Genomic DNA, 21,306 nt, shown 5'->3' on the forward strand with positions numbered 1-21,306 from the left:
GAGGAAAACTATGGGAAAAAAATATTGCAGTTTGACATTCGATGACGGACCTAACGTAGCCGCTGGTGACGATACAATGAACAGAATGCTCGACATTCTGGAAAAACACGGCGTTGTTGCTTCATTCTTTCTGATTGGAGACAAAATTACACCGGAAAATACAAAGGTAATTGAGCGCGCAGTAAAAATGGGCTGCGATATTGAAAATCATACCTGGACTCATCCTGATATGACAAAGCTCACCCGTGAACAGATGATTGAAGAGTACAATAAGTGCGACGAAGCAATCATCAAAATCACTGGAAAAAAGCCAGTGCTTTTCCGCCCACCATATATCTGCGTAAACAGCCTTATGCACGAGGTAATTCACGTTCCTTTTATCTGCGGCCATGGCTGCGAAGACTGGGTTCCTGAGCGCACTGCAGACGAACGCTACAAACTGATGATGGAAAATACTCAGGATGGTGTAATGTACCTTCTTCATGTAAACGAAGGTAACAATGCAACTCTTGAGCTTGTTGACCGCGCAATTCCAGTTCTTAAGGAAATGGGCTTTGAGTTTGTTACAGCGCCAGAACTTTACAAGATTAAGAACGTTCCTATGGAAGATAATGGAGAAAACTGGTCGGTAGTTGCATAGTTTTAAAGTTTGACCGCAGTGTATTTGTAGATTATAATGATTTGTTAAGGAACTCTTACATTTGACACAAATTTATCAATATGCAGTTGCGGCTCTCTTTATAGATGCGGTAATTATCTTTTTCTATTTTCAGAAAAGGAGCCTTCCAACTTTCCAGAATATTGTTTTTCTTGTTATTCTCTCTGTAGTTACCCTTAACACAATTGCTGAATTAGGTGCCGGATATATGGAATCTCATATAACGGAGTTTTCCATACATACGGCCTATATAATAGAATGCCTTTATTTTACATTTAACATCACCTTTGGCGTTTTATTTACGGTATATAATCTTTCAGTATTTGATATTTACGGCAGACTGAAAAAGAAGGCCATTCGGGTTGTTCAGTGCTTCATTCTTGTTCCATATTTTGTATTTCTGATTAGTGTATGGCTTTCTCCTCTTCTTCAGAATTATCATGTACTGGTTTTTACTCTTGATCCTGTAAACGGATATCATAGAGGAAATAATTTCTGGTTTTACGGCCTTTGCTCAACTAAAGCTTTTTATGTAGTCTTTTCACTTTTTATCATAGCGCTGCATCACCGCTATATTTTGAAAACAAAGATGCAGATAATGTACTTCTTCATTGTGACTATCTCCATTACATCATTGGTTCAGCTTTTCCACTATGGTCTTTTGATTGAGTCGTTTGGAATGTCACTTGTTACTCTGGTTTACTTCTTCTTTATTCAAAAGCCGGAGGAGATGGTAGATGCTTCTACCGATACGCTGAATCAGTCTGCCTTGCAGCGCATGATCCGTTATACGCTTGCAGTTGGTAAAAAATTTACCTGTATTACAATTTATATTGATGACACAATGTTTATTGCAAATACGTTTGGTATTCCTCAGATGAATGCCTTCCTTACCGATGCAGGTAACTTCCTTAAACAGAACTTTTCATATGCAAATGTTTTCAGCCGCCAGCAGGGCTGCTTTTGTATTGTTATAAAAGATGCCGATGAACAGAAAATCAATAATACAATTGCATTGCTCAATAACCGTTTCCAGAGAACCTGGATGCGCGACAATGTTGAATTAAAGTTGTATATCCGCCTGTGTATTATTGAATGCCCTAAGGATGCAGAGAGTCCGGAAGAGGTTATGGATATTATCAACATGATTTCTTCTGATGAGCGATACCGTCAGAGTGTGGTTTTTGCCAGTGAAATTGATTTGAAGTACCGCCGTCGTACTATTTATATTGAGCACTGCCTGCGTAATGGTCTTACAGAAAACCGCTTTGATGTTTTCTATCAGCCTATCTGGTCTACTGCAGAAAAGAAGCTCATAGGTGCAGAGGCGCTGATTCGTCTTAAGGATGAAAGCGGGCATTTTATTTCTCCGGAAGATTTTATTCCGATTGCAGAAAAAACAGGTGCAATTCTTCGTATTGGTGAATATGTATTTGAGTCTGTCTGCCTTGCTTTGAGTCAGATTAATATAGAAGAATACGGCATCAAAAAGATTGATATTAACCTTTCTGTTGCTCAGTGTATGCAGGAAATTCTTGCCGAGCAGATTCTGAAGATTCAGAGTATTTATCAGATTCCAACTTCAATCATCAATCTTGAAATTACAGAAACTGCAGCCGCTCATACTCCGGAAATCCTCTTGAAAAATATGCAGGAACTTGCAGATGCCGGCTTTGAGCTTTCTCTTGATGATTATGGTTCTGGATATTCAAATATGAGTTATATGCTTAATCTTCCATTTAAGATGATTAAGATTGATAAGTATATTGTCTGGGCAGCCTTTACAGATAAGAGGGCAGAAAAGGCTCTGGCTGCAACAATCAAAATGATTAAGGAAATTGGAATGACAGTTCTTGCGGAGGGCGTTGAAACTCCTGAACAGGCAGAATGGCTAACTGCTTCTGGCTGCGATTACCTTCAGGGGTTTTATTATTCGAGACCTATTCCAAAAAAAGAATTTTTGGATATAATGAGTGGAAAAAAGGAGCCTGAAAATGAAAATTAGAGAATCGGCTGAAATGTACCTTGAGACAATTCTTGTTCTTTCTAAGAAGGGTGATGTTCGTTCTATTGATATTGCGCGTGCCATGAATTTTTCACGACCATCTGTAAGCGTTACCGTTCATAATCTTGAAAAAGAGCATTATATAAAAATCAGTGAAGGTGGAAATATTACTCTTGAACCTGCAGGTCTTGAGATTGCTGAGCGCATTTATGAGCGCCACACCGTTCTTACAGAGCTTCTGGTTTCTATCGGAGTTTCTGAAGAAACTGCCGCTGATGATGCATGTAAGATTGAACATGATATCAGTGTAGAAACCTTTGACTGCATTAAAAAAGCAATCAGAAAGAGGGATAAAAAATAATATATGAAATCTTTCAAATCTCGTTTAGCTGCTCTGTGCATTTTATTCTGTATGAGTAGTGCAGGGCTTTCTGCGGCTGTATTTGATTATGTACAGCCTTTTTCTTTGAATCCTGTAAATGAAAGTATTGAATTGAGTATTGGCGGTTTGCTTTCCGGTTCTGCCCTTGTTTGTGATAAGTTTCTTCATCTTAAAACTAACGAATATAATCTGGAAGACTGGAACAAGTCCGATATTGCTACTCTGGAACAGGTGTTTATGAATCCGTACAGTAAGCCGCTGCACATTGTTGGAACTGGTACGATGATTCTTGGAATGGCAACTCCGGCTATTTTTGCAATTATGCCAAGCAACGAATGGCTTACTGTGGGCACTATGTACCTTGAAACTATGCTTATTGCCAACGGTATTAAAGAGTGGACTAAGCTTTTAGTTTACCGTGCCCGCCCGTACATGTATTTTGACGGCTACCCTGAAGATAAGCTTGAAGACGGCGACTGGAACTGTTCTTTCCCTTCGGGCCACACAACTATGGCTTTTGCGGGAGCTGCTTTTACAACTATGGTATTCTGCCAGTGCTTCCCGGATTCTAACTGGAAATATGCGGTAGCCGGCGCTTCTTTTGGAATTGCTGCAGTTACCGGTGCTCTTAGAATGGCAAGTGGAAATCACTTTTTGACTGATGTTCTTGTGGGCGCGGTGCTTGGTACTGCCTGCGGTTTTGCTGTTCCATATATGCATACTAAAAACTTTTATGGAAAATTTGAAACAAAATCTGGAAAGGGCAGTGCTTCTGTAACTCCTTCCGGATTAGTGCTTTCTATAAATTTTTAATAAAAAACATCTGTAAAATGCCCGTTAAACTGTTGACAAGATTTTAAAAAATCTTTATATTATTAAAACATTCGCAAGAATGGATGGGCTACTAGCTCAGTAGGTAGAGCAACGCCCTTTTAAGGCGTGGGTCACTGGTTCGAATCCAGTGTAGCTCAGTAAAAGGATTCTGGTTGTTCCAGAGTCCTTTTTTTTTGCCTATCCATCTCGCGAAATAAACATTTGTAATCGAGAGGTACCTTATGGCAGATGTTAAAGATACTTGCCGTGCAATTATTGCAGCGGCTTTGAATGAGTTTATCAAAGAAAAAGATCCTGCGGCTGAAGCAATCAGCGCGGATAAAATTGTAGTTCAGAACGCTCCGAATCCGGAAATGGGAGACCTTGGTGCACCTATGTTTGTTTTTGCAAAGGCACTTCGTATGGCTCCACCTCAGATTGCTTCCGGCGTTGTTGCAAAAATCACGGACAAATCTCTTGGAGAGTTCCTTGCTGTTGGTCCTTATGTAAACGTAAAGCTGGATAAGAGCGGTGCTGCTGCTCCTATTCTCAAGGCTGTAAAAGAGCAGGGCGATAATTACGGTTCTTTCAACAGCGATGGAAAAAAGCCTCTCGAAGGCCGCCGCGTAATGATTGAGTTTTCTTCTCCAAATACAAATAAACCTCTTCACCTTGGTCACGTTCGTAACGACGCTCTTGGTGAATCAGTTAGCCGCATTCTTAAGGCAGCCGGTGCAGAAGTATACAAGGTAGACCTTATCAATAACCGCGGTGTTCATATCTGTAAATCTATGCTCGCATATAAGCTCTTTCACGAGGCAAACGGTGATACACCGGAAAGCCTTGGCATGAAGGGCGACCACTTTGTTGGTCAGTGCTATGTTGAGTTTGACAAATACCTCAAGGGCGAAAAAGATAAGCCTGAAACTGCACATCCTGAAGCAAATCAGATGGCAGAAGATATGCTGATTAAGTGGGAAGCAGGCGATGCAGAAGTTCGTGCCCTCTGGGAAAAAATGAACGGCTGGACTTTCGACGGTGTAAAGGAAACCTATGAGCGCACTGGTATCAGCTTTGATAAATACTACTTTGAAAGCGAAACTTACCTTAAGGGAAAAGACGAAATTATGAAGGGCCTTGAAAAGGGCGTTTTCTTTAAGGCCGAAGACGGCTCTGTCCGCATTGACGTAACTGATGTAGTAGGTAAGGGTAAAGACGAAGATAATCACGAAAAGGTTCTTCTCCGAAAGGACGGAACTTCAGTTTATATTACTCAGGATATTGGAACTGCAATCAGCCGCCACAACGACTGGGCTTTTAATCAGCTGGTTTACGTTGTTGCAAGCGAGCAGAATTATCACTTTAAGATTCTTTTCCATATTCTAAAGAAGCTTGGTTTTGACTGGGCTGATAAGCTTTACCACCTCAGCTATGGTCTTGTAAATCTTCCTAGCGGTCGTATGAAGAGCCGCGAAGGTACTGTAGTTGATGCAGATGATCTTATAGACTCGCTTCATGCAGACGCCCTCGCTGCAATCAAGGAGCGAGGCCGCGACGGTGAAGTAGGAGATGCTGACGAGGTTGCAGAAAAGGTTGCTCTTGGTGCCCTTCATTATTACATGCTTCAGGCAACTCCAATTAAGGATATGCTTTTTAATCCTGCAGAGTCTTTGAGCTTCAACGGAAACACTGGTCCATACCTTCAGTATATGGGTGCACGTATCAACTCAATTCTTGCAAAGGCAGCTGAGGCTGGTGTTTCAGAAGATGGTTCAGAAGAAGCAGTTGCACTTCTTTCAAGCGAAGATGAATGGGCTTTGATTAAGCAGCTTGGAGATTATCCGAACGTAATTGCAAAGGCAGCAGAAAATCTTGACCCAAGTGAAGTTGCCGCTTATGTTTACGAGGCTGCAAAGCTGTTCAGCAAGTTCTATCAGAACTGTCCTATTGTAACTGCTGAGAACAAGCAGCTCGCTGGAGCACGTCTCTATCTTGCAAGCTGTACTTTGCAGGTAATCAAGAACGCAATGAAGCTCGTGCTTGTACCTTACCTCGAAAAGATGTAATCTGAAGTTATGAACTTCATTATTTTCAAAGGACTCTTAATTCCATTTTTAGGAACTGCTTTAGGTGCGTCTCTCGTTTTTTTTATGAAGCGAGAGTTGAATGTAAAGTTGCAGAATATGCTTTCGGGCTTTGCTGCAGGCGTTATGGTTGCGGCCTCTGTATGGAGTCTTTTGATTCCTTCTATGAACATGGTCAGTGACCGCGGAAAACTTGCTTTTGTTCCTGCGGCTGTTGGCTTTTGTGTCGGAATGATTTTCCTTCTGCTTCTGGATAAGGTTGTTCCGCACATGCATCTTGATGAAAGTCAGGAAGGGCCAAAAAGTAATCTCCAGAAAACGACAATGATGGTGCTTGCCGTCACTCTTCATAATATTCCTGAAGGAATGGCTGTTGGTATTTTGTACGCGGGATGGGCATCCGGCTCTGCTCAGATTACTGAGGCTGGCGCTCTTACTCTTGCACTCGGAATTGCAATTCAAAACTTTCCGGAGGGCGCAATCATTTCTATGCCACTTCACTCAAAAGGACTTTCTAAAGCAAAGGCCTGCTGGTATGGAATTCTTTCTGGAATAGTTGAACCTGTTGCGGGCTTCCTTACAATCCTGCTTGCAAGCCATGTAATGTCTATTCTTCCATATTTCTTAAGCTTTGCCGCCGGTGCAATGATTTTTGTTGTTGTGGAAGAACTTGTCCCAGAAATGGCAGAAGGCGAACATTCGAATCTCGGAACCATCATGTTTATGCTTGGTTTTGTTTTGATGATGATCCTTGATGTAGCGCTGGGTTAAAACTCCAAATTGCAATTTATACTCCATTCTGCAATTCCTATTGATGTTAGAGGTGTATAACAATATAATGACTCTTGAATTATAGTTAGTAAAAACTAACATAAAAGGGAGTTATTAATGTCTCAAAACAAATCAAAAGTTCGTAAGCCTGCGAAGAAAAGTCTTGTTGCATGGATCTTTGAATTTGCAGGTGAGAAAAAAGGGCAGTATATCACAAGTGTGTTCTTTGCCCTTCTTAGTGTGGCGTGCTGTATTGCGCCTTATTTTATGATTGCACGAATTGTTCAGCAGCTTCTAGCGGGCGTTCGTGACTGGTCTTTGTTCCTGCGTGAGTCTGGAATTGTTGCGCTCTTCTGGCTTGGAAATGTTATCTTCCATATGATTTCAACTTCCATGAGCCATATTGCAACTTTTAATCTTCTTGGAAACATCAGAAAAAAGATGTGTGACAAGCTGACTCGTCTTCCACTTGGAACTGTTCTTGATATGCCTTCGGGCTCTCTTAAAAATATTATGATTGAGCGAATCGACAGTATGGAAACAACTCTCGCTCATATCGTTCCTGAATATACTTCGAACATTATTCTGTCGGCTGTGCTGGTTGTTTATCTTTTTGTGATTGACTGGCGGCTTGCTCTTGCCTGTATGGCTGTGTTACCGATCGGCCTTATTGCGATGTGCTTTATGCTGAAGGATGGGCCGGCACGTTTTCAGTATGCTTTGGATAAGACTAAGGCTTTAAACGATACTGCGGTTGAATATATTAATGGTATTGAAGTTATTAAGGCTTTCGGAAAATCTAAATCTTCATATGAGCGATTTGTTGTTGCGGCTCAGGAAGGTTCTGCCTGCTACGTTGAGTGGATGCGAGACTGTATCTGGCCGCATGCGGTGGCTACTGTTGTAACTCCGTCGTTGTTGTTTTCACTGCTTCCGATTGGCGGTTACATGTTCTATAAGGGAACTGTGGATGCGTCAACATTTATTACAATGATTATTCTTGCTGTAAGTGCGATTCAGCCTTTTTTGATTGCCTTTACTTATCATGATGATATTGCCAAAGCCGGTGCTATTTTTGGTGAGGTTGGTTCGATTATGACTCTTGAGGAGTTGGATCGCCCTTCAGTTGATAAGCGGGTGCCGGATGACAATTCAATTGCTTTGAAGGATGTTCACTTCAGTTATCACAAAAATATTGAAGGTGAAGAGAAGAAAGAAATCCTGCACGGTATATCAATGAATTTACCTCAGGGCTCATATACCGCCTTTGTAGGACCAAGCGGCAGCGGTAAATCTACCATTGCCCGTCTCATCGCATCTTTGTGGGATGTCGATTCCGGTTCTGTTGAAATTGGTGGTGTGAATATCAAAGACTTGTCGCTCGAAGAATACAATCGTCGTGTTGCATACGTAAGTCAGGATAACTTTCTGTTCGATTTGAGCGTTCGAGAAAACATTCGTCTTGGACGCGAGGGCGCTACTGATGCTGAAGTAGAAGAGGTTGCCCGCAAGTCCGGCTGTTATGATTTTATCATGTCGCTTGAAAACGGCTTTGACACAATTGTTGGTGGAAGCGGTGCGCACTTGAGTGGAGGTGAACGTCAGAGAATTGCAATTGCCCGTGCCATGATGAAGGATGCTCCTATTGTAATTCTTGATGAAGCAACGGCTTATACCGATCCGGAAAACGAAGCAATCATTCAGCAGAGTGTTGCAAAGCTCGTTGCAGGAAAAACTCTGATTGTTATTGCGCATCGTCTTTCAACTGTAAAGGATGCAGACAAACTTTATGTAATCAAAGATGGTTTGATTGATTCGTGTGGAACTCATGAAGAACTGCTCGCTCAGGGCGGTTTGTACAAGAGTATGTGGGAAGCTCATATTGATTCACGCGATGAGTAACCGGAGGTAAGAAAAATGTTTGAAACGTTATTAAAATTCTTTAAGTTTTGCGATGTCGAGAACCGCAGAAAATTTACCGGTTCAATTATAGTTGGAATCTTCAATTCACTTTTTATGGCGCTCAGAATTGGTGCAGTGGCCGTAATGCTTCGTGGCGTAATTACCACAGCAATTGAAGGTGCTGCCTTTGAAATGAAAACAGTCTGGATTTCGTTTGCAATTATGTGCGTAAGTATCATCGGTGGAATCATTACCCGCAAAGTTACTGCAATGTGGCAGTGTGAGGGTGGTTACCGTACCTGCGCTAAGAAACGTATCGAGATTGCTGAGCATCTTCGCTACCTGCCAATGGGTTATTTCAACGAAAACAGTCTCGGCGAAATCACTTCTGTTACAACAAATACAATGGAGTCGGTTGGTGATGTTGCCACCCGTGCTGTAATGATGGTCTTCCAGGGGCTGCTAGATACTTCGCTTATTATTGTAATGCTCTTCTTTTTTGACTGGAGAATTGCGCTTGTTGCACTTGCAGGCTTCGGACTCTTTGAATTTGTAAATCTTTTTATGCGTGTAGCAGTACGAGATGTTTCTGCAGAAAAGATTAAGGCTGATGCTGCCGAAATTGGAAAGGTTCTTGAATATATTCAGGGTATTTCTGAAGTAAAGGCTTACAATCTGGTTGGTAAGCGTCGCCGTGAACTTAATTCAGTTATCGAAAAACGACTTAAGATTCTTATCAAAATGGAAATGCGCTGTATTCCTGTTTCAAACTTACAGTCGTTAGTTGCAAAGCTTAGTGGTGTTGCCATGATGCTTGCGTCATTACATTTTTATCTGGCCGGAACAATGGACCTTGCAAACTGCAGCACAATGCTTGTGTGTTCATTCATGTTGTTTAATGCTCTTGAAGCCGGTGGGAACTATTCAGCACTTTTGAGAGTTATTGATATTGGTGTAACTAAGGCAAGTAAGATTCTCGCGCTTCCGACTATGAATATTGAGGGTAAACAAAATACGGTGGTTGGAGCAGAAAGTACGGTGGTTGAGCCTGTCGAAACCACCGCAGATATCGAAGCACAGAACATCGACTTTGCATATGATAAGAGGAAGATTATCGACAATATCTCCCTTAAAATTCCAGCCAACACCACAACCGCTATCGTTGGGCCAAGTGGTGGTGGTAAGACAACCTTCTGTCATTTGCTTGCGCGTTTCTGGGATGTAGACAAGGGAAGAGTAACTCTTGGAGATAAAGATGTCCGCGATTATAACATGGACGACCTGATGAAAAACTACAGCTTTGTTTTCCAGCATGTATATTTGTTCCACGATACAATTGCAAACAACATCCGCTTTGGAGAACCTGATGCTCCAATGGAAAAGGTTATTGCGGCAGCTAAAAAAGCCTGCTGTCATGAGTTTATATCAGCTTTACCAAACGGCTACGACACAGTAATCGGCGAGGGTGGTGCAAGTCTTTCGGGTGGTGAAAAGCAGCGTATTTCAATAGCACGCGCAATCATGAAGGATGCGCCAATAATCATTCTTGATGAAGCCACAGCAAATGTAGACCCTGAAAATGAACGTGAGCTTATGAATGCAGTTGCAGAACTTACAAAAGAGAAAACTGTAATCATGATTGCTCATCGCTTAAAGACAGTTCGTAATGCAGACCAGATTATCGTAATCGACAAGGGTCGCATTGCAGAACAGGGAAAACACGAAGAGCTTATCGCTAAAGGCGGAATCTACGCAAGATTTATTGATTCACGAAAGCAGGCTGTGAGTTGGAAAATTTAATTTAAATAGAGCAGCTCTCGTTTTCTTTATGAAGCGAGAGTTGAATCTCAGACTTCAGAATCTGCTTTCTGGATGTTGCACTGGGTTAAAATCTGACAGAATATAAACTTCAATCTTTTTAATGCCATCAAGAATCGCTTGTTTCTTTTGTGGAGTATAGAATCTGATTTTTGGTTCTATTTCCAGAAGCAGAGGAACAAGCGATTTTAGTTTTTCAATATTAATTGAGTTTGCCGGATAGATTGCAAGTATTCCGGAAGTTTTTTCTGTGTAGGTAATTTCTGCCTGCGGACAGATTTTTTTGAGTACAGCGATTGCGGCATTGCGGATTTCTTCATCGCGTAGAACGTGATCACGAAAACGTAAACGGCCGGGAAAGTAGCGGTATTCCATTAGTCTTCTCCAAGCAGAGGCTGCATTGACTTTACGCTGAAGGCAATTGTTGAAGCATTATGAAGCAGAGCCGCAAGAGAAGGGGATATAAATCCGAAAAGTCCTAAGAACATAAGACTTGTATTTACTGCAACAATCTTTCTGTTGTTTGAATCGATTTTATCCATAAGAAGTGAACCGAGTACACGTGTTTTATAAAGTCCTAAAAGGCCGTCTTCTGCAGAAAGCACAATATCAGCAGTTTCGCCTGTAATATCTGCACAGTCTCCCATTGCAATTCCTGTATCAGCGGCGGCAAGAGCAGGGGCATCGTTTATTCCGTCTCCAATCATAATTACTTTGTGACCAAGCTTTTTCTGTTCTTCTATATAACGAACTTTGTCTTCTGGCAGGGCACGTGAAATGTAATGCTCAACTTTTGTGAGGCGGGCGGCATTTTTGGCTGCGCCTTCATCATCACCGGTAATCATTACACAGTTTTTAATTCCTGAATCATGAAGGGCCTTTATAACCTTTACCGCATTTTTGCGTACAGGGTCGTTAATGGCGAATATTCCAATCAGTTTTTTTTCTTCTGCAAGATATAAAAGAGACATTCCATTTTCGAGTGCTTCTTTCTGTACCTGTTTCAGATCTGACGGCTGTTCGCAATTTTCATCTTCAAAAATAAAATGACGGCTGCCGATTAGCAGTTTCTTGTCATGAAGTTCTGTTGCTATTCCATGTGCTACTATATATTCAACCTTGGCGTGTTCTTCCGGATGCAGAATACCTCGTTCCGTTGCAGCCTTTACAATTGCTGTGGCAATAGGATGGGCGAAGTGTTCTTCAAGGCAGGCTGCAATTGCAAGAACTTCATCTTCAGTTCGGCCACAGTAGGTATGAATCTCAGCAAGCTTAGGACTTGCATGTGTAAGTGTTCCTGTCTTATCAAAAACGACAGTGTCGGCAACGGATGCATTTTCAAGGAACTTTCCTCCTTTCACTATTATTCCGTGTCCTGCGGCTTCCTTCATCGCACTCAAAACAGCAATAGGAGCAGCCAGCTTCATTGCGCATGAATAGTCTACCATCAAGGTTGCCATCACCTTTGTCATATTTCCTGTAATAAGGAAGGTCGCAAGCGAAAGCAGAAAGTTATATTTTACAAGTTGATTTGCAAGATTCTCAGAACGAACCTGGGAAGAAACTTTTAAGCTTTGAGAATTATCAATCATCTGAAGGATATTCTGAACTTTTGTCTGATTGCCTGTTTCGCGGGCTTCAACAAAAATCTCTCCTTCCTGAACAATTGTTCCTGCAAAAACAGAGCTTCCTTTGCGCTTTTCTACGGCAAGAGGCTCTCCTGTGATTGTTGCCTGGTTTACCAGGGCTTCTCCGTTCAAAATCTCACCGTCTACAGGAATTATACTTCCTGTTCTTACAGCTACAATGTCTCCTTTTTTAATCATGCTGAGAGGAACGGCCTTTTCAGTCTGTTCGCCGTTTGAACCACGGCCGATAAGTTGTACCTGATCATTCTGAGAAATCAGTCTGTCTGCAAGGTCGCTGTAGGATTTTTTCTTTGTAAACTCTTCTATCGTGTCTCCGATGTTCAGCAGAAAGTTTATGTTTGAAGCTGTTTTTGTATCTCCGGTAAGAAGCGCCATGGAAATCGCTGTTGCATCCAGAACTTCAGAATGGAAAACCTCACCATTTGCAAGGTGTTCGATTCCGTTCAGAATACGCGGTCCCAGCGACCATACTCGAAGAATCATCCGAACTGGCAGCGGCAGAATCATCTTGAAGTAGTGCATGGCCGTCATCAACGCAAGGTCGAAAAGCAGGCTCTCCTGTTCTTGTGGTTCTTCTACAGCCTCCAGCATTTCCTGGTTGTTCAGATACTTGTCGGAAAGAGCCATAAAATAGGCTTTGATATGTTTTTCTGATAATTGTTTTGTGTCGTAATAAATCAGGAATGAACCGGTGGTGTAATTTACAGACACGTCGGTCATTCCATCTTGTACAGAAAGCAGACTGTAGGCAAGGGCAGCCTGTCGCTTAGATATTTTTTTCTTGTTATAGCAGATTCGAATCCGCCCAGGTAGAGAATGCTTTACTGTAAAATCCATTGTTGGCCTCGTTAAGCGTTCTTTGCGTCGTTTTCAGCTTTTACGTCTTCTGCGTCTTCTTTGATTGTTTCAAAGTATTCTTTTGCATCATCCTTAAGCTGAAGTCCGCCTGCGACTACTTTTGCGGCACCTTTTTTGAATGTATCAGTTTTAATAAATGCGGCTGCTGCAAGACCTGCAACTACGCCCCACAGAAATTTTTTAGATCCATCTGTCAATTTTGTATCCTCCTATTAGTAATAACTAACATGATTATTATATCGCGTTTAGTCTAGACTAACAAGTAGTTAGGGTGGTATAACAAGATATAAGGAAATCAAAATGAGTAAATCAATCTGGGACAGGTTTGCACCAATCTATTCACTTGCGATGAAGTCGCAGAAAAATATTTATGATTATATGTATTCGCATATCCGTGATAAAGTTCAGGGAAAAGATGTTCTTGAACTTGCAACGGGCCCTGGGCTTATTGCAAAAAATGTTGCAGAGGTAACTCACCGCATGGTTGCAACAGATTTTTCCCCGGATATGATTAAGCAGGCAGAGAAGGGGAACAATCCTGTAAATCTTACTTTTGAAATTGCAGATGCTTCAAACCTTCAGTATGAAGATCATTTTTTTGATGTCGTGATTATTGCAAACTGTCTGCACATTGTTCCGAATCCGGAAAAGGTTTTAAGTGAGATAGAGCGTGTTATGAAAAAAGGCGGGCTTCTTATAGCACCAAATTTCATTGAACGCAAAATTGCCAGCCCTAATCTTTGGCAGAAGCTTCTTTATAAACTTGGCGTAAAATTCGAACACCAGTGGACTTCAGAACAATATAAAAACTTCATTGAATCTAACGGCTGGAAAATCACTGCATCTGAAGTAGTTCCTGGCCGTATAGATTTGATGTATGTGGAGTGTGTAAAAAAATAGGACATTAGAGAAGGAGTTTTTTATGGCAGATTTAAATACAAAATTTCATATAGAAAAAAACACTGTGCAGGAAACACTTATTATTCCGTTGTTTGCACGCAAGGTCTGCACGGAGCATTTTCCGAATCTCTTTAATGATAATCAGGCAGAACGAATATGTAGTATGGTTGATTATGATTTTTCTGCTAAATCAAAAAAAATGGAAAGCACGATGGGGTTATTCGGTGCTCTTGAAGTCGCACAAAGACAATATGATCTTGCGTATGAGGTAAAGGAATATCTTAAAACACATCCCAAAGCCGCCGTTGTTAATCTTGGTTGTGGACTTGATGACACGTTTAGAAAATGTGACAACGGTAAATGTCTGGGTTTTAATATTGATATGGAAGATGTCATTAAAATCAGAAATGAAATTCTTCCTGTCGGCGATCGCGAGAAAAACCTTGCGTATAATCTCAATAATGAAAAATGTTTTGACGAAATCCCTGCTGAAAATGGAGCCATCTTTTTTGCTTCCGGCGTTTTTTATTATTTTACGCGTGAAGAAGTAAAAAGCCTTCTTTCTAAAATAGCAGCAAGATTTCCTGGTTCAATAATAGTCTTTGATGCCTGCAACAAACGTGGTGCAAAAATGATGACAAAAACTTGGCTCAAGGAAGCTGGAATTTCAGATGTAAAAGCATATTTTTCACTTGAAGATGAAAATGAACTTTGTAATTGGAGCAATAATTTTTCGAAAGTTTCATCAAAAAGTTATATGCGCGGCTATAGGGATATTTATAAAGAGCTTGGTTTTATTCATAAGCTGATGATCCAATTCTGCGAGAAGCTTGTAAAAATGAAAATTATTAAAATTGCATGTTGAGCGAATCTATCCTAGATAGATTCCAGAAGGAGATAAATAATTATGAATAAATTATATTTTATCTTTTCATGTTTAGGACTTGCTGGTGGCTTGCTTTGCTGTACCGGTGACATTCTTTTTGACTTGAAGGGACCTGGAAACAAAAAGCTCGGTACATCAAAAAATATAGACAGCAACTGGATCAAAATGTCAGACTGGAGGTTTGGCTTGTCTATTGCACTGGCCTTGCTTGGCGATGCCCTTGTGTGTCTTGGCTTTTATTCGCTTAGTATGCAGATTGCTGCAACGCACCCAATCCTTGGTTATCTTACTCTTGGCTTCGGATATTTTGGCTGCTTTGCCGGAATTCTGATACACAGTCTCTGCTGTCTTCAGGCTTTGATTTACAAGGGGGCGATGAAGCGAGGAAGTCTTGAAATTGCAGATGACATTTTAGAAAAGATTTACAAACAGGTAATGATTCCTTTTTTTGCAGGATATATAAGTCTTCTTGCTCCAACAGTTACTGTGATTATTGCAATTTGTAACGGGGCTCTTGATGTTCCAAAAATTTGTGTACTTTTGAATCCGCTAATATTTTTGATTTTCGGTTTGACTTGCCGTAAGATAAATCCCGTGAAGTTCCAGGATCTGCCTGGAATCATAATGCCAAGCCTTGGACTTGGAATGTTCGGACTAATTGGCATGTTGAACTTGATGTAGAAGGAACGAAAAAATGAAAGATGCAGATGAAATACTAAATGGAAAAAAGTTCATAAGAAATGAAATTGAAAAACGTTTCGATGCAGAAACAAGCCTTGAAGTGTGGCTGCTGGCTAAGAAAAAACTAGAAGATATGCTGAATAAATATAATGGCCTTCCGGAGGGAGTACAGGCTCATACCCATGGTTTTATTTTTCCCGCAGCAGCAATTTATCTTTCATTAAAAGATAAAGCTCCTAAACAGGCTTTCGACATCATGCAGTACACAATGAAAGAAAAATCATCGAAGACAGGACGAGTTATTGCAAGAATGACTTATATTCCGGGTTTTAAAAAGTACTTTCTGGGTATGTGGGATTCTTTGAGCCACAAAATGTTTGGAGAAACAGCAGGCTTTCAGAATATCTTTTATGAATGTCCTAAAGGCGAGTTCCGTATGGATATTACACAGTGTCCTTACAATAAATACCTTACAGAAGTTGGTTGCCCGGAACTTACAAAGCTCTTCTGCGAAAACGACATTTACAGCTACGGTAATCTTCCCGGCCTTAAGTTTACCAGAACAAAAACAATCGGAACCGGTGGCGACTGCTGCGATTTTAAGATGGAGCTGATCCGTAAATAAAAAGAGTACCCGCCGTTAAAAGGTATTAATTTTTGAGACTTTCATAAATTCCTTCTGTGGAATATGAGTTTATTCACGCCAGTTTTTCGGAAGAATGCCTTCGTTGCGTTTGAAGACTTCGGAAAATTTGCTGGCGTTTGTGTAGCCGCAGCGGCCTGCAATTTCTGTGATTGAAAGGTCTGTTGATGCAAGAAGATTTTTTGCAAGCTGTATACGGGATTTTGTGCGGTACTCGTTTATTGTGAGTCCGTACATTTCTTTAAAGATTTTTTGAAGGGTAGTGCGGTTCAGATTTACTTTTTCGGAAAGTTCTTCGATAGAGATTTCCTGTTCAAGATTTGAGTTTATTATTCGGCGGACATTCTGTACCTTACGACCGGTAGTTCCGCTGAAATATAAATCAGTTGAATCGCGTTTGTCTTTTCTCTGCATTAAAATCAAAATTGTCTGAACTACGGCAAGCTTAAGATTGTATGCAGAAAATTCCCCGGGTAATTTCATCATTTCAAGAAAGAGCTTCTCCAGCAAGTCGCTGCCAGGATACGACACTGCCGAAGTGCTCTTTCGAATTTCACTAAAGAAATTGGAATCATTAAAATCACTAGTGTCAAAAAACTCATTCAAAAAAGCAATTGTATCTTCGCAAAAAATGATAAGGCTTATGCAGTTCATACCGCTTTTGCCAAGACTACATTTTCTGACTGCAGTTTTACTGTTGAAAATCATGACATCACCTTTGTCGCCGCTTACAAACTGTCTGTTCTGCAGTTCAAATTCGCCGTGACCGTCTGCAATGTACATAATCTCAAGTCCGTCAACCCCGCTTTTTTCATCCTGATAATTCGGATTATAGGATTCCAGCTCCGAATAAACGAGTTCAATTCCTTTGGCAATATGAGTATGTTTCATAATACCTTCGCCTACCGGTCCAATCAGGCGGTAAACTTCTTCACCCTCGCATTTACTGATGAGATTCATGTAGGTTTTGAAAAGAACTTCGTTATTCATAATTTCTCCGTCATCCTGAACTTGTTTCAGCGCGAAATAACTGAAGAAGAACCGACACCAATCAGGGTTGCAATACCGTTAACTAACATTTCGCGGGTGTCCTGCTTATCACTCATACTAACCTCCATTAATAAATAATCATGTTAGTAAGTACTAACAAGATTATAATATAAATCGCATAAAAAAATCACTACTCCAAATAACAAAAAATACTCCATTCTGCAATTTTGTTTTCCTGTGTAATCTTGACCTGATATGCACGCTTGTGTCATAATCTAAAAACAATTTCAAATCTCTTCCATGGGGGAGTAGCTGGCGTTTCTGTCCTTTCAGATGCGTTACAAGTCAACATACTGGAATCTGAATTACCGACGGGCACTTCGATCCTGGCTTGCCTTAAATAGCGAGACTCATGATTAAGGACTCTTACTATGGAATGGAATCTTATCTTTTTTGTAAACAGCGTTCTGCTTGGCGTTGGACTTGCCATGGACGCATTTTCAGTTTCAATTGCAAATGCCCTTAGTGAATCTCAGATGAAAAAAAGCCGCATGTGTTTTATTGCGGGAGTTTATGCTTTTTTCCAGTTTGCAATGCCAATGATTGGCTGGATTTGTGTTCACACGATTGTTGAATATTTTTCTAAGTTTGAAGTTTTGATTCCCTGGATTGCCCTGGCCCTGTTGCTATGGATTGGTGGCAAGATGATTTGGGAAGCGGTGCATGGGGGAGAAGAATGTGATGAGGTTGGGGAACTTGAAATCTCAGCGGCTAGACTTACATTCGCAACCTTGATGATTCAGGGAGTTGCAACCTCGATTGATGCACTTTCTGTTGGCTTTACAATTGCAGATTATGGATTGCTGATGGCCCTGGTTGCCTCGCTTATTATCGCCGGCGTGACTTTCGCAATCTGCATGACTGGACTTTTGATTGGCAAAAAGGCAGGAGATAAACTCGGTGCAAAAGCAACCCTGGCGGGTGGTCTAATCCTCGTAGGAATCGGAATTGAGATTTTTGTAAAAGGGATATTCTTTTAATTTGCTGTTTTTTTTGTAAACCAGCCCATCAGCTTTTGGGCAATAAAAATATTTACAAAAACAAGGATTGCCCCGAGTGCCATAAATGCTCCTGTAAAGATTGCAGAATCTTCAATACACAAAAGACACTTGCAGATAATCAGAGTGTTTACAGGAAGGCAGATCAAACTTGTGATGCAGGCCGGAATGTAGCGGCGGTAAATGCTTACCTGAATCAAATGAATAAAAAAGTGAAGGTCACAGCCCAGAAAGGCTCCCAGCCAGATGTACCAGAGAAAATTGCTGTCTATAAAATATGCGATGGTCGAAATTGCAATGCACAAAATAAGTTCTTCGTAAACGGCAAGTGCAAAACCTTCTGTGGAAAAATCTTTGTAACGGCGGAGGATAAAAGGAAATCGCTGCTGGAGTTCAACGGTATTCTGTCGTAAAAAGAATTTGAAGCCGATAATTTCTTCCATGTCATGAAACATAAAAATAATTGGAAAAAGCCAGACGTATTCTTTCATAGAACCTCCATAAAAAAACCTCGTCATTGCGAGCGCAGCGAAGCAATCTATTGTAATATGGATTGCCACGTCGCTACGCTCCTCGCAATGACGTAGTAGATTTAATTTTGTCAATATTATATACTTTTTGCAAAAGTTAGTCAAAACTAACCAAATTAATTAAGAGGTACTACAATGTTAAACAAAGTTGCAATTGCAGATGTAATTGGCCGCGAAATAATTGATTCCCGCGGAAATCCTACTGTTGAAGTAGATGTAATTCTTGAAAACGGAGTACTTGGTCGTGCCGCAGTTCCAAGCGGAGCCAGTACAGGTGAAAACGAAGCTCTTGAACTTCGCGATGGTGATAAGGACCGCTACGGTGGAAAAGGTGTTCTCAAGGCTGTAGAAAATGTAAACAAGATTATCGCTCCAGCCCTCAAAGGATACAACGTTTTTGAACAGCGCAAAATCGATATGAAGATGCTCAAGCTCGACGGCACTCCTACAAAGAGCAAGCTTGGTGCAAACGCTATTCTCGGCGTTTCTCTTGCAACAGCTCAGGCTGCAGCAAAGGCTCTCAACATCCCACTCTACCGCTACATTGGCGGTGCAAATGCACATGTTCTTCCTGTTCCAATGATGAACATTATCAACGGTGGTGCTCACTCTGATGCTCCAATCGCCTTCCAGGAATTTATGATTCGTCCGGTTGGTGCTAAAACTGAAAAGGAAGCAATCCGTATGGGAGCAGAAGTTTTCCACGCCCTTGCAAAGCTTTTGAAGAAGCGCGGACTTTCAACTGCCGTAGGTGACGAAGGTGGTTTTGCTCCTAAGTTTGATGGAATTGATGACGCACTTGATTCTATCGTTAAGGCAATTAAAGATGCCGGCTACAAGCCTGGTAAGGATGTTAAGATTGCCATGGACTGTGCCTCAAGCGAGTTCAGCGTTGAGCGCGACGGTAAGTTCTTCTACAACTACAAGCAGCTTTCAAACGGAACTCCAAAAGATCCAAACGGAAAGGAACTTTCAGACGACGAGCAGATTGCATACCTTGAAGAGCTTATCACAAAATATCCAATCGATTCGATCGAAGACGGTCTTGATGAAAATGACTGGGAAGGCTGGAAAAAGCTTACAGCCCGAATTGGTGACCGCTGTCAGCTTGTAGGCGATGACCTCTTTGTAACTAACGTTAAGTTCCTTGAAAAAGGAATTAAGATGGGAGCAGGTAACTCTATTCTTATCAAGGTAAATCAGATTGGTTCTCTTACAGAAACTCTCGAAGCAATTGAGATGGCACACCGCCACGGCTACACAACAGTAACAAGTCACCGCTCTGGCGAAACTGAGGACACAACAATTGCAGATATCGCAGTTGCAACAAACTCAGGTCAGATTAAGACTGGATCTATGAGCCGTACAGACCGTATGGCTAAATATAATCAGCTGATTCGCATTGAAGAAGAGCTGGGGGAGGCTGCTACCTACGGGTATAAAAAGTTAAGATAATACAGTCTAAAGATTTTTAAGTCCTATTATAATGTACGCCCGGGCTCCTTGAGTTCGGGCGTTTTTTTTAGGCTACAGTTTTTAAGATTTGATATTTTGTAATAATCTGATTAATTGAATAGCCTTCGTCGTACCACTTTTTGCACAGCCTGCTGCATTCAGTAAATCTGCAGTGACAGTCTCTGGCCTTGTCTACATCAGAATAAGATTTCCAGCAGCCACAGTATTTACAATCGTGCCCCTGGTGATTTTCAAACTCAATTACATCTTCCACAGGATATCCAAGGATTACCCCTACCTCATGAGGAAAGCCTTCATTTTCAATCATACGAGAAAACAGTTCTTCTACAAAATCAAAGACACTGCTTGTATGATATCCCTTTTCTGATAAATAAGCCTGAACAAATACATCCGCTAAAATCTTTCTGGTCCAGCAGACATTCAGGACAAGAATTGCTGTCGAAGTTTCTGATATCTGATTTGAAAAAGTCATGAGGCCATAACTAAAGAAAGTTTCTTTCCATGCATTAAAATCTTTTTTAGAAAAAAAATCGTTTTTGACAAAGAACATATTTCCGGGTTTTATATTACAAAAGGTTGGCGAACTTGAACGTATAATTATCTGATCAAAACTCATTTTTAAATCCTCAAAAAAAAAGCCGCCTGGCCATGACATAAAACCAGGCGGCTAAAAATATATTTATTTTATAAGAGCCTATTTTATTGCAGCTGCAGCCCAAGCCTTGCACTGTTCTACATCTGCTTCTTCCGGAGTAAGGTGAACCATAAGAGCTTCTCCTGCACTTACTGCACCAGCGTTTGTCAGGCGATCATTCCAGTCGCGGAGCCACTGACCATCACCCCAGTCATAAGAACCAAAGATTCCAACTTTCTTTCCGTTGAGAGAGCCTTCGATTCCTGTATAAAAATCTTCCATTGTGTCTTCAAGAACTTCATCGCCCATTGCAGGACTTCCAAGAAGAATTACATCACAAGCTGTAACAGCTGCCTTATCTGCACTGTCTGCTGTTCCAAAAATTACTTCTGCACCCGATGCCTTACAAGCTTCATTTATTGCATTTGCCATTGCTTCTGTATTACCAGTTGTGCTGGCATATATAACTGCTACTTTCATAAACTTACCTCATTTGTTTTTTTAATGTTAGTATTGACTAACTGATTGAGAATATATATTGTATTTACAAGTTAGTCAATACTAACTA

At 41.0% G+C, this 21,306-nt stretch carries 21 protein-coding genes and 1 tRNA gene; 15 read left to right on the forward strand and 7 right to left on the reverse strand.

Annotation, left to right across the window (positions count from 1 at the left end):
* The first annotated feature begins 10 nt into the window (after positions 1-10).
* From BM161_RS12700 to BM161_RS12740, 9 genes are all read left to right on the forward strand, one after another.
* On the forward strand, positions 11-640 hold the full coding sequence (locus tag BM161_RS12700; protein ID WP_074933283.1) for a polysaccharide deacetylase family protein: 630 nt from the start codon (positions 11-13) through the stop codon (positions 638-640).
* Between the two features lie 61 nt (positions 641-701).
* Entirely contained in the window at positions 702-2,663 is a 1,962-nt protein-coding gene (locus BM161_RS12705; protein WP_074933284.1) for an EAL domain-containing protein, read from the forward strand.
* The gene (locus BM161_RS12710; protein WP_074933286.1) at positions 2,653-3,024 is read left to right on the forward strand and encodes a metal-dependent transcriptional regulator; all 372 of its coding nucleotides are present in this window, start codon (positions 2,653-2,655) and stop codon (positions 3,022-3,024) included. Before BM161_RS12705 ends, BM161_RS12710 begins: the two co-directional genes overlap by 11 nt.
* Positions 3,025-3,027: 3 nt before the next feature.
* The gene (locus tag BM161_RS12715; protein WP_074933288.1) at positions 3,028-3,858 is read left to right on the forward strand and encodes a phosphatase PAP2 family protein; all 831 of its coding nucleotides are present in this window, start codon (positions 3,028-3,030) and stop codon (positions 3,856-3,858) included.
* An 85-nt stretch (positions 3,859-3,943) separates the two neighbouring features.
* Positions 3,944-4,016 (forward strand) — tRNA-Lys (locus BM161_RS12720).
* A gap of 84 nt (positions 4,017-4,100) precedes the next feature.
* Entirely contained in the window at positions 4,101-5,924 is a 1,824-nt protein-coding gene (argS, locus tag BM161_RS12725; RefSeq protein ID WP_074933290.1) for an arginine--tRNA ligase, read from the forward strand.
* A 9-nt stretch (positions 5,925-5,933) separates the two neighbouring features.
* Positions 5,934-6,713 carry a ZIP family metal transporter gene (locus BM161_RS12730; RefSeq protein WP_074933292.1) on the forward strand — a complete coding sequence of 260 codons (780 nt, stop codon included), beginning with the start codon at positions 5,934-5,936 and terminating at the stop codon, positions 6,711-6,713.
* Between the two features lie 117 nt (positions 6,714-6,830).
* A complete protein-coding gene (locus BM161_RS12735) occupies positions 6,831-8,615 on the forward strand; it encodes an ABC transporter ATP-binding protein (RefSeq protein ID WP_074933294.1) in 1,785 nt (594 codons plus the stop codon).
* A gap of 15 nt (positions 8,616-8,630) precedes the next feature.
* Positions 8,631-10,415 (forward strand): ABC transporter ATP-binding protein, encoded by a 1,785-nt coding sequence (locus tag BM161_RS12740; RefSeq protein ID WP_074933296.1) that lies wholly within the window; start codon positions 8,631-8,633, stop codon positions 10,413-10,415.
* Between the two features lie 54 nt (positions 10,416-10,469).
* Here the strand turns inward: BM161_RS12740 and BM161_RS12745 are convergent, their stop codons facing one another.
* Genes BM161_RS12745 through BM161_RS12755 form a run of 3 tightly spaced genes read right to left on the reverse strand, consistent with a single transcriptional unit; the run spans position 10,470 to position 13,137 of the window.
* A complete protein-coding gene (locus tag BM161_RS12745) occupies positions 10,470-10,808 on the reverse strand; it encodes a hypothetical protein (protein ID WP_074933298.1) in 339 nt (112 codons plus the stop codon).
* Positions 10,808-12,919, reverse strand: coding sequence for a heavy metal translocating P-type ATPase (locus tag BM161_RS12750; RefSeq protein ID WP_074933300.1), 2,112 nt, complete (start codon positions 12,917-12,919; stop codon positions 10,808-10,810). Before BM161_RS12750 ends, BM161_RS12745 begins: the two co-directional genes overlap by 1 nt.
* Positions 12,920-12,930: 11 nt before the next feature.
* Positions 12,931-13,137: a hypothetical protein gene (locus BM161_RS12755; RefSeq protein WP_074933301.1), complete on the reverse strand. Its 207-nt coding sequence runs from the start codon at positions 13,135-13,137 to the stop codon at positions 12,931-12,933.
* Positions 13,138-13,240: 103 nt separating this feature from the next.
* Between BM161_RS12755 and BM161_RS12760 the strand changes: the two genes are divergently transcribed.
* Genes BM161_RS12760 through BM161_RS12775 form a run of 4 tightly spaced genes read left to right on the forward strand, consistent with a single transcriptional unit; the run spans position 13,241 to position 16,032 of the window.
* Positions 13,241-13,840, forward strand: coding sequence for a class I SAM-dependent methyltransferase (locus BM161_RS12760; protein WP_074933303.1), 600 nt, complete (start codon positions 13,241-13,243; stop codon positions 13,838-13,840).
* Positions 13,841-13,862: 22 nt separating this feature from the next.
* Entirely contained in the window at positions 13,863-14,705 is an 843-nt protein-coding gene (locus BM161_RS12765) for a class I SAM-dependent methyltransferase (protein ID WP_074933304.1), read from the forward strand.
* Between the two features lie 42 nt (positions 14,706-14,747).
* Entirely contained in the window at positions 14,748-15,407 is a 660-nt protein-coding gene (locus BM161_RS12770; RefSeq protein ID WP_074933306.1) for a DUF6796 family protein, read from the forward strand.
* 13 nt (positions 15,408-15,420) lie between these two features.
* On the forward strand, positions 15,421-16,032 hold the full coding sequence (locus tag BM161_RS12775; RefSeq protein ID WP_074933308.1) for an L-2-amino-thiazoline-4-carboxylic acid hydrolase: 612 nt from the start codon (positions 15,421-15,423) through the stop codon (positions 16,030-16,032).
* 69 nt (positions 16,033-16,101) lie between these two features.
* Here BM161_RS12775 and BM161_RS12780 read toward each other — a convergent pair whose 3' ends face one another.
* Positions 16,102-17,040 (reverse strand): helix-turn-helix domain-containing protein, encoded by a 939-nt coding sequence (locus BM161_RS12780; RefSeq protein ID WP_074933309.1) that lies wholly within the window; start codon positions 17,038-17,040, stop codon positions 16,102-16,104.
* Between the two features lie 431 nt (positions 17,041-17,471).
* Between BM161_RS12780 and BM161_RS12785 the strand changes: the two genes are divergently transcribed.
* Positions 17,472-18,080 (forward strand): manganese efflux pump MntP, encoded by a 609-nt coding sequence (locus BM161_RS12785; RefSeq protein WP_074933311.1) that lies wholly within the window; start codon positions 17,472-17,474, stop codon positions 18,078-18,080.
* On the opposite strand, the gene BM161_RS12790 is transcribed toward BM161_RS12785, so the two are convergent.
* Entirely contained in the window at positions 18,077-18,589 is a 513-nt protein-coding gene (locus BM161_RS12790) for an HXXEE domain-containing protein (protein WP_074933312.1), read from the reverse strand. The genes BM161_RS12785 and BM161_RS12790 overlap by 4 nt on opposite strands.
* A 174-nt stretch (positions 18,590-18,763) precedes the next feature.
* Here BM161_RS12790 and eno point away from each other — a divergent pair, with 174 nt between their 5' ends.
* Complete coding sequence (gene eno, locus BM161_RS12795) at positions 18,764-20,083, forward strand: phosphopyruvate hydratase (protein WP_074933314.1); 1,320 nt, start codon at positions 18,764-18,766, stop codon at positions 20,081-20,083.
* A 67-nt stretch (positions 20,084-20,150) separates the two neighbouring features.
* On the opposite strand, the gene BM161_RS12800 is transcribed toward eno, so the two are convergent.
* Positions 20,151-20,759 (reverse strand): DUF3793 family protein, encoded by a 609-nt coding sequence (locus BM161_RS12800; RefSeq protein ID WP_083425801.1) that lies wholly within the window; start codon positions 20,757-20,759, stop codon positions 20,151-20,153.
* Positions 20,760-20,798: 39 nt separating this feature from the next.
* Positions 20,799-21,218, reverse strand: coding sequence for a flavodoxin (locus tag BM161_RS12805; protein WP_074933318.1), 420 nt, complete (start codon positions 21,216-21,218; stop codon positions 20,799-20,801).
* Positions 21,219-21,306 lie beyond the last annotated feature (88 nt).

The organism is Treponema bryantii (genome assembly GCF_900113965.1).
Lineage (GTDB): Bacteria > Spirochaetota > Spirochaetia > Treponematales > Treponemataceae > Treponema_D > Treponema_D bryantii_A.